Genomic DNA, 15686 nt, shown 5'->3' with positions numbered 1-15686 from the left:
TTTTAAGGTAAGTATAAAAGTTTTTACCTAGAGAATTGTCCAGCTCCAGCGCCTAACCCCTCGANNGGCGCTTGCGCTTTTCTTATAAGATTAGTTGTTTTGTAGAGAAAAGTTAAATTTGTCTAGAAGCTTCCTTAGATACCCAGCTTTTTCGCCAAGATAGCTTTGCAATAAGTACGACGATTAAACCAGCTAATCCAATTCCAGCATAAACCAAAAAGCCTGGTGTATAGGTTCCTGTCATTTGTTTGAGTGTTCCTAGGATATTTGGGACAAAGAACCCGCCGATGCCGCCTGCTGCTCCAACAATGCCGGTAATCCTCCCTATTTCATCTTTAAATCTATGCGGGATTAATTGAAAGACGGCTCCATTTCCCATTCCCAAGAATAACATCCCGAAGAACAATAAAGTTGTGACAAGCGCTAGAGGTGGAAGCTGGCTGACACCGAACATGCATAGGGCGATCGCTATAAATAAAAAGGTCAAAAGACGAGTGCCGCCAATTTTATCCGCAATGGCACCGCCAACAGGGCGGAAAAAGCTCCCAGCCGCCACACAAAGTGTTACAAAATCCCCCGCACTAACCTTCGATAATTGATATTGGTCTACAAAAAAGATACTTAAAAAGCTTGATAATCCAACAAATCCGCCAAAAGTAACACTGTAAAGCAGGCAGAAATACAAGGTATCCTTCTGTTTAAAAATAGTAAAATATTTCCCTGCCTTTTTGGCTGAAGGCTGTACTGGTGCATCTTTAGCCATTAGGATATAAAGAATAAATACAATTGAGAGAGGAATAATTGCTAACCCAATTACATTATGCCAGCCAATATTTTCTGCAAGACGCGGGCCGAAAAGCGTGGCAAACAGGGTTCCACTGTTCCCAGCACCTGCAATTCCCATCGCTAATCCTTGTAAATGAGGAGGATACCAGCGGCTTGCCATTGGAATAGCTGCTGCGAAGCTTGCCCCCGCTACCCCTAGAAGGATACCTATTAAATAAAGTTCTGTTAATGTCTTGCCAAATAACCATCCCCAAACAAGTGGAACCAACGTGACAAGCATTCCAATAATGGCTGTTTTGCGCGGTCCAATTCGGTCTGTTAAGACGCCAAGGATCAGCCGGAAAAATGAACCACTAAGAATAGGAACCCCTACAATGAGTCCTTTTTGTGCGGGAGATAGACCGAAGTCCTTTGTAATAAAAACCCCAAGCGCACCTAATATCACCCAAATCATAAAACTGACATCAAAGTATAAAAATGAGGCAACTAATGATGGTGCATGACCACTTTTTCTTAACTCTGCTAACTTCATACCAGTACTTTCACTCCTTTTGTGTACAGTAAATCGGTACCAACTGCTTTCGCTTTTAAATACGTATTACCAGCCGACATTTGGCTTTTTTGAAAAGATAACCTTCCCTAGTATCAGTAAGAATGAGAATAAATTCGCTTCATTTTTCATATTGGACCCTCCAGCTTTTTTTTATTTTTTTGCATGTTGTAAGAATAATCTGCCAACATTTTTTTGTCATGGATGCTGTAAGGTCTTCTAACATGGAAATTTTCGTGTTAGGAAATATAACATGATTGATTTCTATTGCGTTAACTTATGAAATAATAAACGTTATTCATGGCTGTAGGATGTACTCTTACAATACTGGAGGTTTGTTATGAGGAAGCAAAAGCTAGTATTAGTAGGCAACGGGATGGCAGGGGTACGTTGTATTGAGGAGATCGTAACTCTGAATCCTGAAGCTTTTGAAATTACGATTTTTGGCAGTGAGTCACATGTAAACTATAATCGGATTCTTTTGTCCACTGTGCTGCAAGGCGATACATCGCTTGAGGATATTACCATAAATGATCGTGATTGGTATGAAGGAAAACAAATTAAACTATTTACCGGGGAAACAGTTGTAAAGATTGATACCGTAAAACAGGTTGTCATTACAGATAAAAAGCAAGAGATTTCTTATGATCGACTCATTATAGCGACTGGCTCGGTTCCATTTCTTCTGCCGATACCTGGTTCGGATAAAAAGGGAGTTACGACTTTTCGAACAATTGAGGACTGTCAGTCGATCATGGAAACAGCGAAGCAGTATAAAAAAGCCGCTGTCATTGGCGGAGGGTTGTTAGGGCTCGAAGCGGCAAGGGGGCTCCTCAACCTTGGAATGGAAGTAAGTGTGGTCCACATTGGCCAATATTTATTAGATAGGCAACTAGATCAAACTGCAGCGAAAATGCTTCAAGCTGAGTTGGAAAACCAAGGAATGAAGTTTCTTTTTGAAAAACAAACACAAGAAGTTATCGGAAGCAGCCGGACAGAAGGGCTGATTTTTACAGACGGATCCAAGCTTGACGTAGATTTAGTTGTGATGGCAGCTGGGGTTAGGCCGAATGTTCAGTTAGCCAAGGAAAGTGGAATAGAAATAAATCGAGCCATCCTCGTGAATGACTTCTTACAAACGAGCATCGAGAATATCTATGCCGTCGGGGAATGTGTTGAACATCGCGGAAGTGTTTATGGATTAGTTAAGCCGCTGTATGAACAAGGAAAGGCGTTGGCTAAGCATATCTGCGGCATTGAGGACCAAGGCTATAGGGGTTCCGTTCTTTCGACACAATTAAAGATCTCAGGTATAGAGCTGTTTTCAGCCGGACAGGTACATGAGGACCCCTCGTCGAAGTCAATTAAACTATATGATGAGGTTAATCGGATCTATAAAAAGGTGGTCTTTAAAGATCATAAAATCATCGGGGTGGTCCTTTTTGGAAATACCAGTGACCGTACGAGATTGCTAGATATGATGATCAAACAACAGGATGTATCGGACCTTGAAAAAGCCGCTTTACTGCAATCTTCACCTGAGGCCGGCAGTTCAATGGCTTCAATGCCTCTTAGTGAAATAGTATGTAACTGTAATGGAGTATCAAAGGGTGCGATCTTGGAGGCCGTTCAAAAAGAAGGATTGACAACCGTTGACCAAGTGAAAAAATGCACGAAGGCATCAGGATCCTGCGGCGGCTGTAAGCCGTTAGTCACGGAGCTGCTAGCCTATATAAAGAGCGATGCTTGTAATGAAATTATTAAGAAGAAATCCATGTGCTCCTGTACCTCTCTGACAGAAGATGAAGTGGTACAAGAGATGCAGCTCCTCGGCTTAACTTCCCCACAAGAAGTAATAGAGCAGCTGAATTGGAATAGCAAGAATGGCTGCAGCACCTGTCGTCCGGCGCTTGAATATTATCTAGGAATGATTTATCCAGAATACGAAAGCGAACAAGAGCTTCAGTTTGAAGACGAACGGTTGAATGTAATCGTTCAAGAGAATGGTGCGTACACGTTGATTCCCCAAATGTATGGCGGTATAACTTCGGCAGAACAGTTACGTACCATTGCGAAGGTTGCTGAGAAGTATAGCGTAAAAAACATTGCTGTTACAAGTGAACAAAGAATTCATTTAATGGATGTAAAAAAGGATGTGCTAAGTGAGATATGTGCAGACTTAAACATGCCGTTAAGCAGCACATATGGAAATAGGGTACAAAATGTCAAGACTTGCATTGGCGAACATGTTTGTCAGTGTAATAAACAACCATCTTTAAAGCTGGCTGTTACTCTTGAAAGGAAATTGGCATCCTTAAAAACCCCATATCGTGTAAAAATTGGTGTCTCTGCCTGTATGCATAATGGTGCAGGCTCCACAACTAAAGATATTGGAATCATTGGAACCGGATTAGGCTGGGAAATTTATGTAGGAGGCAGCAGCGGGAGAATGGTGCGTTCAGGGCAATTATTGGCGGTTGTCCCCACGGAAGCTGAAGCTGCTGAAATCATTATGGGGCTGATTCAGTATTATCGTGAATCGGCAAATTACTTGGAACGAACTTGGCAATGGCTCGATCGATTAGGCTTAATCCATGTAAGAGAAGCATTGTTTGATCAAGAGCTTCGCCAGGAATTATTAGTGCGGTTGGACGAAGAACTGTCAGTAAGAAAAAGTATTTTAGTGAACAGCGACTATCAGTAAAAGTTAATGAATCATTTCGGTAAGAATGAAGGCGAATAATAAAAGTTACAGGACGAAAAGGTGAGGAATCTTGACGGAATTGATGTTAAAGTATTTCCGAAAAAAGCAAAAGGAAGTGCAAACGGAAAAGGTATATAATACCCAATGTCCTTATTGTAGTATGCAGTGTAAGATGCAATTAATCGAACAGTCTGTTGTTTCAAGAAAACAATATAAAACGGTCGGCAAGGATAATCCAACCACCCAGGGGCGTCTATGCGTCAAAGGAATGAATGCTTACCAGCATGCTTTTAACAAGGAACGATTAAAATATCCGATGTTAAAGGTAAATGGGGAATTTGTCCGGATCTCATGGGAACAGGCTTTAGAGCAGATAAAAGCTCAATTTACTAGAATACAAGAGGAAGACGGACTTAATGCCTTAGCAGTGTATGGGAGTGCATCGATTACGAACGAAGAAGCTTATTTACTTGGTAAATTTGCCCGAGTTGCTTTAAAGACAAAGTATATCGATTATAATGGCCGGTTATGTATGTCGGCAGCTGCTTCAGCTGCCAGTCAAACCTTTGGAATGGATAGAGGATTCACAAACAGCCTGGCAGAAATTCCATATACCCGGTGCATTATTTTGGCGGGAACGAATATCGCGGAGTGCCAGCCGACAATCATGCCTTATTTTGAAAAAGCAAAGGAAAATGGGGCATTTATTATCGCCATTGATCCACGTGAAACAGCTACTACGAAACTTGCAGACTTACATTTAAAGTTGAGGCCAGGGACAGATGCAGCATTAGCAAATGGGCTGTTAAAGGTCATTGTGGAAGAAAATTATAGTAATAAGGCATTTATACAGGAACGTTCCAATGGTTTTAATGAGGTTAAAGAATATTTAGCCACAGTAGAGTTAAGAGAAATAGAAGTCATCACTGGCGTTCCCATAAACGAGATTCAAAAAGCGGCAATCAAGTTTGGTAAAGAAGAAACAGGCATGATTTTTACTGCGAGAGGAGTCGAGCAGCAAACAGATGGTTCGGCCGCCGTCCGTAACCTTCTTAATCTCCTTGTTGTTACTGGCAAGCTAGGTAAGCCGAATTGTGGCTTTGGGGCCATTACCGGACAAGGAAACGGCCAAGGAGCAAGAGAGCATGGTCAAAAAGCTGACCAGCTCCCCGGGTATCGTTCGATTGAAAACAAAGAACATCGAAAGTTTGTGGCAGATGTTTGGGGAATCGACCCGGATGATTTGCCGGGGAAAGGCGTCTCTGCCTATGAAATAATGGAGAAGATTGATGAAGGAGAAATTACTGGACTGTTTTTAATGTGCTCCAATCCAGTTGTCTCCAATCCAAATGCACATTTTGTTAAGAATGCATTGAAAAAATTAAAATTCCTTGTTGCTGTGGATTTATTTGTTTCAGAGACAGCTAAACTCGCAGATTTAATTTTACCAACATCTTCTTATTTAGAGGATGAAGGAACCATGACGAATGTGGAGGGAAGGGTAACGTTACGAGAAGCGAGCTGCCAATGCCCGGGTGAGGTGAAGCATGATTGGCAAATCATAGTGGATATTGCTCGTACCCTCGGAAAGGAAAAGTACTTTTCTTTTTCATCTGCTGAAGAAATTTTCAATGAATTGCGATTGGCAAGCCGGGGTGGAATAGCCGATTATTATGGAATTACCTATGAAAGGCTGCGAAAGGAAGGCGGTATTCTATGGCCATGTCCTGACCTTGAGCATAGAGGGACTATAAGGCTGTTCGAAACCTCTTTTGCTCATCCTGATGGCAAGGCCAAGATGGTTGTCGTTCCCAATAAACCTGTGGTTCCAAAGGAAGAAGTAAACAGCGAGTTTCCCTTGTATCTGACGACTGGGAGGGTCATGTCTCATTACTTAACAGGAGTACAGACCAGGAGAAGTCCTGCGTTGGCAGCTAGAAATATTGAATCCTATATGGAAATTCACCCTGCAACAGCGATGGATTATCAAATTGCAGACCATACCTTAGTTAAAATTGAATCACGAAGAGGAAGCATCACTGTCAGAAGCAAATACTCCGAGACAATCCGTCCAGATACCGTTTTTGTTCCATTTCATTGGGCAGACTCACAGAATGTGAATGTTCTTATCGGTGGAGAACTAGACCCTGTCTGCCGGATGCCTGGATTCAAATTAAGTGCCGTGAATGTAAGTCCCTTAAGCTAAAACAAGTAAAACAAGGGGACGGTTCTCATGCTTCTTTCGAAGCATGAGAACCGTCCCTTTGCTTATTTTTGAACTTTTGTTAGCTCTTTGTTTAAGGTGTACATCATTTTATCGGTAAATTGTTCTGGTGCCATGGAGGCGATGAAGTCGATTTGCATTCCTGCTGCCATTCCGTACATTGGATGTTCAGTAAAGTTGCCTAAGTATTTTTCTAGGATTGCCTTTGTTTCTTCATTCTCCATTAAGGCCTTAAACGTATCACGTGTAGAATAGACGTCATCGGTGATTTCTATCTCCTCTACTTCGACATCTTCAATGTCTGGCATTTGGAACCAGTTTCCGACTACTCCGCCTTTATCCTCTTCCGGAGCTTCATAGCTTGGATTTGGCTCTGCTACTTTCATGAATCGAGCTGTATCCTCTAGAATGACGCCATCTTGGTTGGAAGTAACCTTGATTTCGGTAATTCCTTCTTCTAACTCCACATTTTCAAAAATAAACACGCGATTGTCACTTGTTTTCGTTCCAATCTCTTTGCCATTTGTATAAAGAGTCAGTTCTTCACAGTTTGAATAAACTTTGATGGTGATTCGCTTATCCGCCCGTTCAATGTAGCGTTTGCTCGTGATGTGAACAAATTTCTCATCAGACCAGTTTGCTTTATACATGTAGAAGGCGTCTTTTTTAATTCTGCGGTCGTATGTGATTAACCCTTTGTTGTTTCTGCCTTGTACGCCGCCTTCGTCGCGGATATTGGCCCCAAAATCAAACATATTCCAAACATACGTTGACCATAGGTATGGACGCTTTGAGAAAATTCCCCATACTTTTTCATGATAAAGAGCATGATATTCCTCTGAATAATCCTTTACCTGTGGATGATTGGTATGATATTGCAGGATTCCTTCTGCGCCATATTCGGAGATACCTAGAGAAACCCGTGGGTTGGTTTGATGGAAACCGTCTAGCCAATCAGCGAAGTCCTCAGCTTTTCCTTGGTACCAGCCGTAATATTTATTATAGCCGACCACGTCCGTCACATAATTGTATTCATCTTTATCAGGTACGAACATGACATTTGCCATAGTGGTTAACCGGGTTGGATCCTCTTTTTTCGTGAGCTCATTTAATTCATTTACAAGTCTTCTAAGCTCTGGGCGCTCACCGCTGATTTGAATTTCATTTTGGATACCCCAGAACATAATCGATGGATGATTGAAATTTTGACGAATTAATTCTGTCATTTGCTGCTTGGCATTGATTCCTCCTAACTCATGTTTCGACATAACGGAGATAAATGGAATCTCAGCCCAAATGACCATGCCCTCCTGATCGCAAAGTTCATAGAAAAACTGATCATGCTGATAGTGGGCCAAGCGGATCGATGTGGCGCCGACTTCTTTGATTAGTTCCATATCTTCTAGGTGTTCTTTTTTCGTAATCGCCCAGCCCATGTCTTTGCGGTCTTGGTGTCTAGATACGCCATTCAATCGAAGCGGTTCTCCATTTAAAAAGAAACCATTTTCCGGATCAACGTGGAAGTATCTCACTCCAAATGGGATGGTTATTTCATCAAGGATATCGTTAAAGCTGACCAGTGAGATCTTCGTTTCATAAAGGTATGGGTTCTTTTTTCCGTTCCATAGTGTAGGATTTTCAATCGTAACAGGGATCTCCACTTCTTTTGTCTCTCCTGCTGCTAGAAAAACATCCTTTGCCCCGTAGGCTACATTTTTACCATTAGCATCTAAGATATCTGCCCAAACTCGTACTTTCTTTTCTACATCTAGGTCATTTACTATCTTAGATTTGACTGTTAAGGCAGCACGCTCATTTGAAACATTTTCTTGAATAACATAGACACCTTTAGAACCATAATCGAGTAAATCAAAGTGAATCGAATTCGCAATAACCAGATTTACATCACGATAAATCCCGCCGTAGAAAGTGAAATCGGCCATCTGTGGATACACATCATCGACAACGGTATTATCAACTTTGACTGAGAGTATATTCTTTTTTCCAAAATCGACTACATTTGTAATGTCAAAACGGAAAATGGAGTAACCGCCGCGGTGCTGTCCAAGATGGTGGCCATTCACATATACATCCGTAATACTATTAGAGCCATTAAACTCAATATATACTCTATTTCCTTGTTCTAATGCATCTAATACAAATTCTTTTCGATACCAGCAGGCACCTTTATAATAATCAAAGCCATTGGCACCATCAATTGCATTCCAGGTGTGAGGAACTTGAACCTCCTGCCAATTTTCTGTATTAAAGTTTATTGCACTTGCATTCTCTTCATCTTGTCTAAGAAATTTCCAATCAGAATTAATATTTAAGACTTTTCTCATTTGGCTTCCTCCTAAATATCGTTTAAACCAAATTCATTATAGTATACGTTTTCAATAGATAATCATACAAATTTGACCTTATTAGCATAAATATTGCATATTTTCTTCTGAACGGTTTTAATAGTGGAAATAGATTAGGGAGGATAAGAAAGATGAGTTTATCGATAGATATCACTAAAAAAGGAAAGCTCCTGCAGTCGATTACTTATTTAGATGTAAAGATTGTGGACTGCGAGGGGAGTATCATCTTTCAAAAATCGCAAATTCAAACCCCCTTGCTCCTACAACCCTTCGCCAATGATGATCCAACAATAAATGAAAAATTAATGAGGGCAGAGAACGATCAGTATTTTCATTACATAAATAGCATTGGGCTGGAATACTTAGCAGCAGGGATTTGGAGTAATAATCACTATAAGGGATTTATTGTTTTGGGCCCATTTTTATCTAGTATTCCTTCCAATGAGCTGATCAGTGACCTTATCTCAACACATAAATTCCCAGTTAGTGAGCGGAAACAGCTTCAAGATTATTATCAATCACTTTCAATTATTGGCAGTAACAAGTCTACCTATTTGGGGGATCTGCTGGTTAATATGTGTCAACATTCCTATATTGATGGTAAATTAGTGAATACTGAAGTTCGTAAGTCAGTGGAAAAAGTTGAAAAAGTCCTTTACGAAGAAGATAAAAACTTGATTGAGGAGCGATATAAAGCGGAAAAGAAATTAATGAGGGCGATAGAAAAAGGCGATATGGAAGAAATCGGCAAGTTATCAAAGGAGGTTAAGGGGATGCTGGACTTTTCAGACCGTATTCCCGAGAGCCCCTTTCGTTCAGCTAAAAATCTACTTTTTGTCTTAAATACCTTATGCAGGATTTCGGCTGAAAAGGGCGGCCTACAGCCCATCATTGTACACCATGTGTCAGGAAAATTTGCGATCCTTATTGAAAGAGCCCCAAATCTTCCATACTTAAAACTATTAGCATCCGATATGATAAACGAATATTGCGGTCTCGTTCAGAAACACTCAAACCGGGATTTCAGCATGATTGTTAGAAAGGCAGTCGATTATATCCATTCAAATCTTGAAAAAACACTAACTCTAAAGGAAATTGCAGCTAGCATCCACGTCCATCCTTCTCACTTATCTCGCAAGTTTAAGCAGGATACGGGCAAAAGTATCATTGACTACGTAAATCAAAAAAGAATCGAGGAAGCTATGCTCCATCTACAAACCGGAAGTGCTACAGTTACAGATATTGCTTTAATTGTCGGATACAATGATTTGAATTATTTTACGAGGGTGTTTAAGAAATTCACTGGACAAACTCCTTCCCAATATATGAAAAAAACGGAATGACGGTTCTCTTGCTTCCAATGAAGCAAGGGAATCGTCCCTTTGCGTATAAAAAAGAAGCAAGAGAACCGTCCCCTTGCTTCCAATCTATTAAGCTAATCTCATTTTAAAGTCTTGATAGCCAAATTCGCGTACAACTTCACAGTCGCCATCTGCTTTTTTAATAGCGATAGCTGGTAGTGGCATGCCGTTAAAAGTCGTGTTTTTCACCATTGTATAGATGGCCATATCGCCAAAAACTAAGCGATCACCGCTTTTTAATGGCTCATCAAAGGAATAATCCCCGATGACATCTCCTGTTAGGCAAGTTTGCCCGCCAAGTCGATAGGTGTATGGCTTTTCTCCTGCTTCCCCTGATCCAAATAGAGGAGGGCGGTAAGGCATTTCTAATACATCTGGCATATGGCAGGTTGCTGAAGTATCAAGAATGGCAATCTCCATTCCGTTTCGATGTAAATCAAGTACGGATGTAATAAGATAACCTGCGTTCAAGGCAATAGCTTCCCCTGGTTCAAGATATACTTCTAAATCATATTTGTCTTGCATTCTCTTAATGCAAGCTTCTAGTCTTGGAATATCATAATCTTCTCTGGTAATATGGTGGCCGCCGCCAAAGTTGATCCATTCCATTTGCGGAAGCCACTCTCCAAACTTTTCTTCCACTGCATTTAAAGTGGTTTCTAAGTCGTCAGAGTTTTGCTGGCAAAGGGTGTGGAAGTGCAGCCCTGAAACACCATCAAGTAAATCAGGACGGAACTGCTCTTTGATTACACCAAATCTAGACCCTGGTGAACATGGATCATAGATTGCATGTCCAATTTGGGTAGAGCATTCAGGATTAATGCGTAAGCCCACTTTTCTGCCGGCTTCTAGCGCTTTGTTCTTAAATTTTTCCAACTGGGAGAAGGAATTAAAGATAATATGATCGCAAATCGAGATAATTTCATCAATTTCATCTTCACGATAGGCGGGGGCAAAGACATGATTCTCTTTGCCCATTTCTTCGTAACCTAACCGTGCTTCGAATAATCCACTAGCCGTGGTACCACTTAAATATTTTCCAATGAGGGGATACATTGTAGTCATAGAAAATGCCTTCTGTGCCAAAACAATCTTAGCTCCTGTACGCTGCATAACGCCGTTTAGGATTTTTAGATTTCTTTCGACGAGACCTTCATCGATGACATAACATGGTGTTGGTAATTCTTCAAACCGCATTTTATTTAATTAGCTCCGCTTCTTTTTTCTCAGCAGGTTCATCATCAACAAGCACCGGATTAAAGTCTTCTACCCATGGAAGTCCCCATTTGTTTAACTCTTCCATGAATGGATCTGGATCAAATTGTTCAATATTATATACGCCAGCTTTGTTCCACTTACCAGTTAGAATCATTGCTGCACCGATCATCGCAGGAACACCTGTAGTATAAGAGATGGCTTGAGAGCCCACTTCTTTATAGCACTCTTGGTGGTCACAAACATTGTAAACGTAATACGTTTTGTCTTTTCCATCCTTTTTTCCTCTGAAGATACAGCCGATGTTTGTTTTACCAACTGTACGAGGTCCAAGGGAAGCTGGGTCTGGTAATACAGCCTTCAAGAACTGAAGAGGGATGATTTGTTTACCTTCAAATTCAATTGGCTCGATAGAAGTCATACCTACATTTTCAAGTGCTTTTAGGTGTGTAAGGTAGCTTTGGCCAAATGTCATGAAGAAACGGATACGCTTAAGTCCTGGGATGTTTTCAGCAAGAGACTCAAGCTCTTCATGGTAAAGCAAATACATATCTTTTTCGCCAACCTCAGCGAAGTTATAAACGCGTTTGATTTCCATTGGCTCTGTTTCGATCCATTCGCCATTTTCCCAGTAACGTCCGTTAGCTGAAACTTCACGAATATTGATTTCAGGGTTGAAGTTTGTTGCAAATGGATAGCCATGATCGCCGCCGTTACAATCAAGAATGTCGATATATTCAATTTCGTCGAAGTAATGTTTTAATGCATAAGCAGAAAATACGCCTGTTACACCTGGGTCAAAGCCGCTGCCTAAAAGGGCTGTGATTCCGGCTTTTTCAAAACGCTCACGGTATTCCCATTGCCATTTGTATTCAAATTTTGCCGTATCTTCTGGCTCATAGTTTGCTGTATCCATATAGTGTGTCTTTGTTGCAAGACAAGCATCCATGATCGTTAAATCTTGGTACGGTAATGCTAAGTTCATTACGATATCTGGTTTTACTTCATTAATTAATCCGATTAACTCATCTACATTATCTGCATTAACCTGTGCAGTTGTAATTTTTGTTTTGCCGCCATCAAGTTTCGCTTTTAATTCATCACATTTCGATTTTGTACGGCTTGCGATACAAATTTCTTCGAATACTTCACTGTTTTGTACACATTTATGGACCGCAACAGATGCTACGCCGCCAGCCCCGATAATTAGCGCTTTTCCCATTTTTCATTTCTCCTAACCTAATAGATTTTTTTAAGGCACAACTAAATTCCGTAACAACAAAAAAAGCAAGTGCAAAACGCAGGAATTAATTGCGCACAACACTTGCTTTGATATATTCAATATTAAAAATCAAGTATATCCATGACATAGAGTCATATCTATACTCTACCAAGTCATCAGACACCATGGCAGAAAGCTTTTTAATATTCAAAATATATCATTTTAGGATCAGAGTCTATATAGCAAATAATCACTTTTACCACTCTTATTGACCGTTTCACAAGTTGTGTGCATGTGCACTGGTTGTAAAGTAACCAACTTATAAAATTTGAGCTTTTAACTCAATCAATAAGGCAACCAAAGTTGCCAATCGGCAGTTGACCCGGCTGTCCGTATGGCCTTAACTTCCTAGGAAGTGGTCAAGGTTATCTGCTTGGAAAGATCCAGATATATTGAATATTAGCTTTCCAAAAATCATGCTACTTCATAATAGCAGTACTTAAATATAATGGCAATAGAAAAATAAAAAAAATAAATAAAAAAGCTGGGCACCAATCAGATTATCTTATTTTGCCCGATGAACCGTCAGTTTAACCTTGTTTGTTTCACACATAAAGGTAGAGAGGTGTACAGGTTCATCAGCTAAATTAAATGAAATCTTTAAAATTTTAAAGAGATTAGCCCCGATATCGCACTCCAGCCATTTAGCGTAGTCTTTTGTGGCACCAATAACATCAATAATTTTGTCATTACTGACAATTTCGGTTTGGTAATCGTTCAAAAGAATTTTATACGTTGATTCATTTCCAACAATTTTCTTTTCTAGATCTGGGAATCGAATTAACGAGAAATGGGCAATATCATAAAAAAGAGGACGATCATTTACATACATTAGCCGCTCAAGTTCCAAAATTGGGCTTCCTTCCTCAACTTTAAGATATTCTGCTATTTCTTCAGTTGCAGGTATGACCTCACTTTTTAAAATTCGAGAATTAGGGGTCATGCCCAGCTGATGACTGAACTCTGAGAACCCGCTTACAGAAATCAACTCGTTATGAAACTTTTTTGAGGTAACATAAGTTCCTCTTCGTGGAATACGTGTTAATGTTCCGTCCTTTACCAACTCCTCAATTGCTTTTCGGATGGTAATCCGACTTACGTTATAAATTTCACAAAGTTCAGCTTCAGTTGGTATTTGTTCATCTGGTTTATACTTACCTTGCTGGATATCATTTTTCAACATTTGCCTTATTTGCATATAGAGTGGCTGGGGGGTAGAAGGATTTAAATTCATTACTTGCTTCATCCTTATCCGTCAATAAATTATAGTATCTATTATACATCGAGAGCCCAGTCCTAGTCACCATGCACCGAAATATCGAATCGTTTTTGCAGCTGTTTCCGTACCTAACTGTAAACATTCGTTAATAGTACAGCCTTTCAATATTCCATAAATAAAACCTGAAATAAAGGAATCGCCGGCCCCCATTGTATCGACTACATTCTCTTCTATTACACCAAATTGGTGAAATTGTTGACCATCATAGGCAAGAGAACCATTTTCACCTAATGTTGCCACAGCAACTTTTGAGCCAAGGTTTTTAATTTCCTTTAAATACTGACGTATATAGGCATCATCTTCCGTATAGGACAAAAAGGCATAATCGACAAACGGTGGTAAGGTTTTTACCAGGGGATCATTTAATTGGTTTGAAAAATCAAATGAGGTGAGCAGCCCCATTTCTTTAAATGCAGGATAATATTGCTCCACATGCCCCCAAATTCCAGCATGTACGCATTTGTGTGTTCCAATAAAAATAATTTCCTCCGGCGTTAAGGTGAAGTCAGCCATTACACCTTCATCGTATTCTCCGAATTTGCGATCATTTCCGACTAATTCAACATAGGTAATAGCCGTTTTTCCTTCCTTCTGAGAAAGATGAGTAGTATCTACACCCTTGTTTTGGATAGCACGAATCATATCCTTACCGTATGAATCAGCCCCAACCCACCCAATATAGGACGATTCAGCACCTAAACCTTTTAAATAGACAGCGACATTGACTGGATTTCCTCCAGGATAGGCCTTCCCGTTTGCCTGATAAACATCCATGCAGTTATCTCCGACAGCAGCTATTTTCATTGCTATATCCCCACTTTTCCTTTTTTAAGAAGAAACGAGCACTACGAGTAGTGCTCATTCATCATTTTTAATATTCCATTTGGCGATAGTATCTTCTAAGCTCTAACGAATGGTTCCGTTCACGCTCAAGGTAAACACTGATTCTGCTTAAGACGGACCAATTAATGCTAACAGCAAAGTGTTTTCTAAATTCCTCGCTGATCCCTTCCATTTTAAAATCTTTTGTATCAATAATCGTTACATTCTTTGTTATATTCTCAACAAATCTTTCTACACGGTCCATAAGAGGCCTTGTTTCATCTTCTCCCTTTAGTAAAATCACACTTGTATCTTCGACGACAAGTTCAAGCGTACCATGGAAAAACTCGGCGGCATGAATGGATTTAGCATGGATCCATTGCATTTCCTCTAAAACACACATCGCATAGCAATAAGTATTTCCCCATAAATTACCGGAACCCACCATCATGTGATAATCTGTATCTTTATGTTTGATCGCAAATTCCTCTGCTTTTTGATCAAAAGATTTAACGGCATTCAGAATGGCGCGTGGAAGTAAATTAACTTCCTTCGTAAATTGCTCATATTGAGGAAATTCATCATGGTTGTACATAAATCGGAAGATAACCATGTAGAGAAGCATATAAAAGGTATCAAAAGAATGTTTTTCTGAACCTGTAGTTATACAATAGTCGACCATTTTTGTTAGTGGTGTATTCGGCTCTGCTACTAGTGCAATGGTTGTGGCACCTTTTTCTTTACAATACTCGGCAGCTGCAAGGGTTTCTTTCGTTGTTCCGGAAACAGAGGTAAAGATACAAACTGAATCTTTACTAAAATGCTTATGGTTCATAGCCATAAACTCTGCTGCAATTTCTGCATGAACGTCAATCGTAGAGTTTGATTTTAGAATATACTCATAGGGATACATCATGGCAATGGTTCCACCTGCACCGATAAGAAAAATGTTCTTGTAGCCTTTTTGGCAGATTTCATCGACAAAACCTTCAATTTCCCCTCTAAATGCAAGGCCCTCTTTTTCAACAAGCTTAAGGAATAATTCTTCATCAAATTTCAACATGGACTTGATCCTCCTTTTATGATGGTTAAACTAT

General features: G+C 40.0%; 10 protein-coding genes. 3 read left to right on the top strand and 7 right to left on the bottom strand.

Annotated elements, in window-relative coordinates:
- Positions 1-112: 112 nt before the first annotated feature.
- The gene (locus tag COD92_RS21630; protein ID WP_098527647.1) at positions 113-1318 is read right to left on the bottom strand and encodes a NarK family nitrate/nitrite MFS transporter; all 1206 of its coding nucleotides are present in this window, start codon (positions 1316-1318) and stop codon (positions 113-115) included.
- 358 nt (positions 1319-1676) lie between these two features.
- Here COD92_RS21630 and nirB point away from each other — a divergent pair, with 358 nt between their 5' ends.
- Together nirB and nasC are read left to right on the top strand one after the other, a co-directional pair.
- Positions 1677-4040: a nitrite reductase large subunit NirB gene (gene nirB / locus COD92_RS21625; protein ID WP_098527648.1), complete on the top strand. Its 2364-nt coding sequence runs from the start codon at positions 1677-1679 to the stop codon at positions 4038-4040.
- A 70-nt stretch (positions 4041-4110) separates the two neighbouring features.
- Positions 4111-6246: an assimilatory nitrate reductase catalytic subunit NasC gene (gene nasC / locus COD92_RS21620; protein WP_098996530.1), complete on the top strand. Its 2136-nt coding sequence runs from the start codon at positions 4111-4113 to the stop codon at positions 6244-6246.
- A gap of 62 nt (positions 6247-6308) precedes the next feature.
- On the opposite strand, the gene COD92_RS21615 is transcribed toward nasC, so the two are convergent.
- On the bottom strand, positions 6309-8609 hold the full coding sequence (locus COD92_RS21615) for a glycoside hydrolase family 2 protein (protein ID WP_098996529.1): 2301 nt from the start codon (positions 8607-8609) through the stop codon (positions 6309-6311).
- 152 nt (positions 8610-8761) lie between these two features.
- Here COD92_RS21615 and COD92_RS21610 point away from each other — a divergent pair, with 152 nt between their 5' ends.
- The gene (locus COD92_RS21610) at positions 8762-9973 is read left to right on the top strand and encodes an AraC family transcriptional regulator (protein ID WP_098527651.1); all 1212 of its coding nucleotides are present in this window, start codon (positions 8762-8764) and stop codon (positions 9971-9973) included.
- Positions 9974-10060: 87 nt separating this feature from the next.
- Here the strand turns inward: COD92_RS21610 and nspC are convergent, their stop codons facing one another.
- The 5 genes from nspC to COD92_RS21585 form a co-directional block, all read right to left on the bottom strand.
- Positions 10061-11188 carry a carboxynorspermidine decarboxylase gene (nspC, locus tag COD92_RS21605; RefSeq protein WP_098527652.1) on the bottom strand — a complete coding sequence of 376 codons (1128 nt, stop codon included), beginning with the start codon at positions 11186-11188 and terminating at the stop codon, positions 10061-10063.
- A 1-nt stretch (position 11189) separates the two neighbouring features.
- Complete coding sequence (locus COD92_RS21600; RefSeq protein ID WP_098527653.1) at positions 11190-12428, bottom strand: saccharopine dehydrogenase family protein; 1239 nt, start codon at positions 12426-12428, stop codon at positions 11190-11192.
- A gap of 565 nt (positions 12429-12993) precedes the next feature.
- The gene (locus COD92_RS21595; RefSeq protein ID WP_098527654.1) at positions 12994-13722 is read right to left on the bottom strand and encodes a GntR family transcriptional regulator; all 729 of its coding nucleotides are present in this window, start codon (positions 13720-13722) and stop codon (positions 12994-12996) included.
- A gap of 66 nt (positions 13723-13788) precedes the next feature.
- Entirely contained in the window at positions 13789-14571 is a 783-nt protein-coding gene (gene frlD, locus COD92_RS21590) for a fructoselysine 6-kinase (protein ID WP_098527655.1), read from the bottom strand.
- Positions 14572-14638: 67 nt separating this feature from the next.
- Positions 14639-15652 (bottom strand): SIS domain-containing protein, encoded by a 1014-nt coding sequence (locus COD92_RS21585; RefSeq protein WP_098996528.1) that lies wholly within the window; start codon positions 15650-15652, stop codon positions 14639-14641.
- Positions 15653-15686 lie beyond the last annotated feature (34 nt).

Source organism: Bacillus sp. AFS037270, from assembly GCF_002585305.1.
This window is presented reverse-complemented; position numbering and strand designations above follow the sequence as displayed.

Coding starts and splice junctions, on each gene's coding strand:
- COD92_RS21630 (WP_098527647.1), bottom strand. CDS start 1,318: ATGAAGTTAGCAGAGTTAAGAAAAAGTGGTCATGCACCATCATTAGTT.
- nirB (WP_098527648.1), top strand. CDS start 1,677: ATGAGGAAGCAAAAGCTAGTATTAGTAGGCAACGGGATGGCAGGGGTA.
- COD92_RS21615 (WP_098996529.1), bottom strand. CDS start 8,609: ATGAGAAAAGTCTTAAATATTAATTCTGATTGGAAATTTCTTAGACAA.
- COD92_RS21610 (WP_098527651.1), top strand. CDS start 8,762: ATGAGTTTATCGATAGATATCACTAAAAAAGGAAAGCTCCTGCAGTCG.
- nspC (WP_098527652.1), bottom strand. CDS start 11,188: ATGCGGTTTGAAGAATTACCAACACCATGTTATGTCATCGATGAAGGT.
- COD92_RS21600 (WP_098527653.1), bottom strand. CDS start 12,428: ATGGGAAAAGCGCTAATTATCGGGGCTGGCGGCGTAGCATCTGTTGCG.
- COD92_RS21595 (WP_098527654.1), bottom strand. CDS start 13,722: ATGAATTTAAATCCTTCTACCCCCCAGCCACTCTATATGCAAATAAGG.
- frlD (WP_098527655.1), bottom strand. CDS start 14,571: ATGAAAATAGCTGCTGTCGGAGATAACTGCATGGATGTTTATCAGGCA.
- COD92_RS21585 (WP_098996528.1), bottom strand. CDS start 15,652: ATGTTGAAATTTGATGAAGAATTATTCCTTAAGCTTGTTGAAAAAGAG.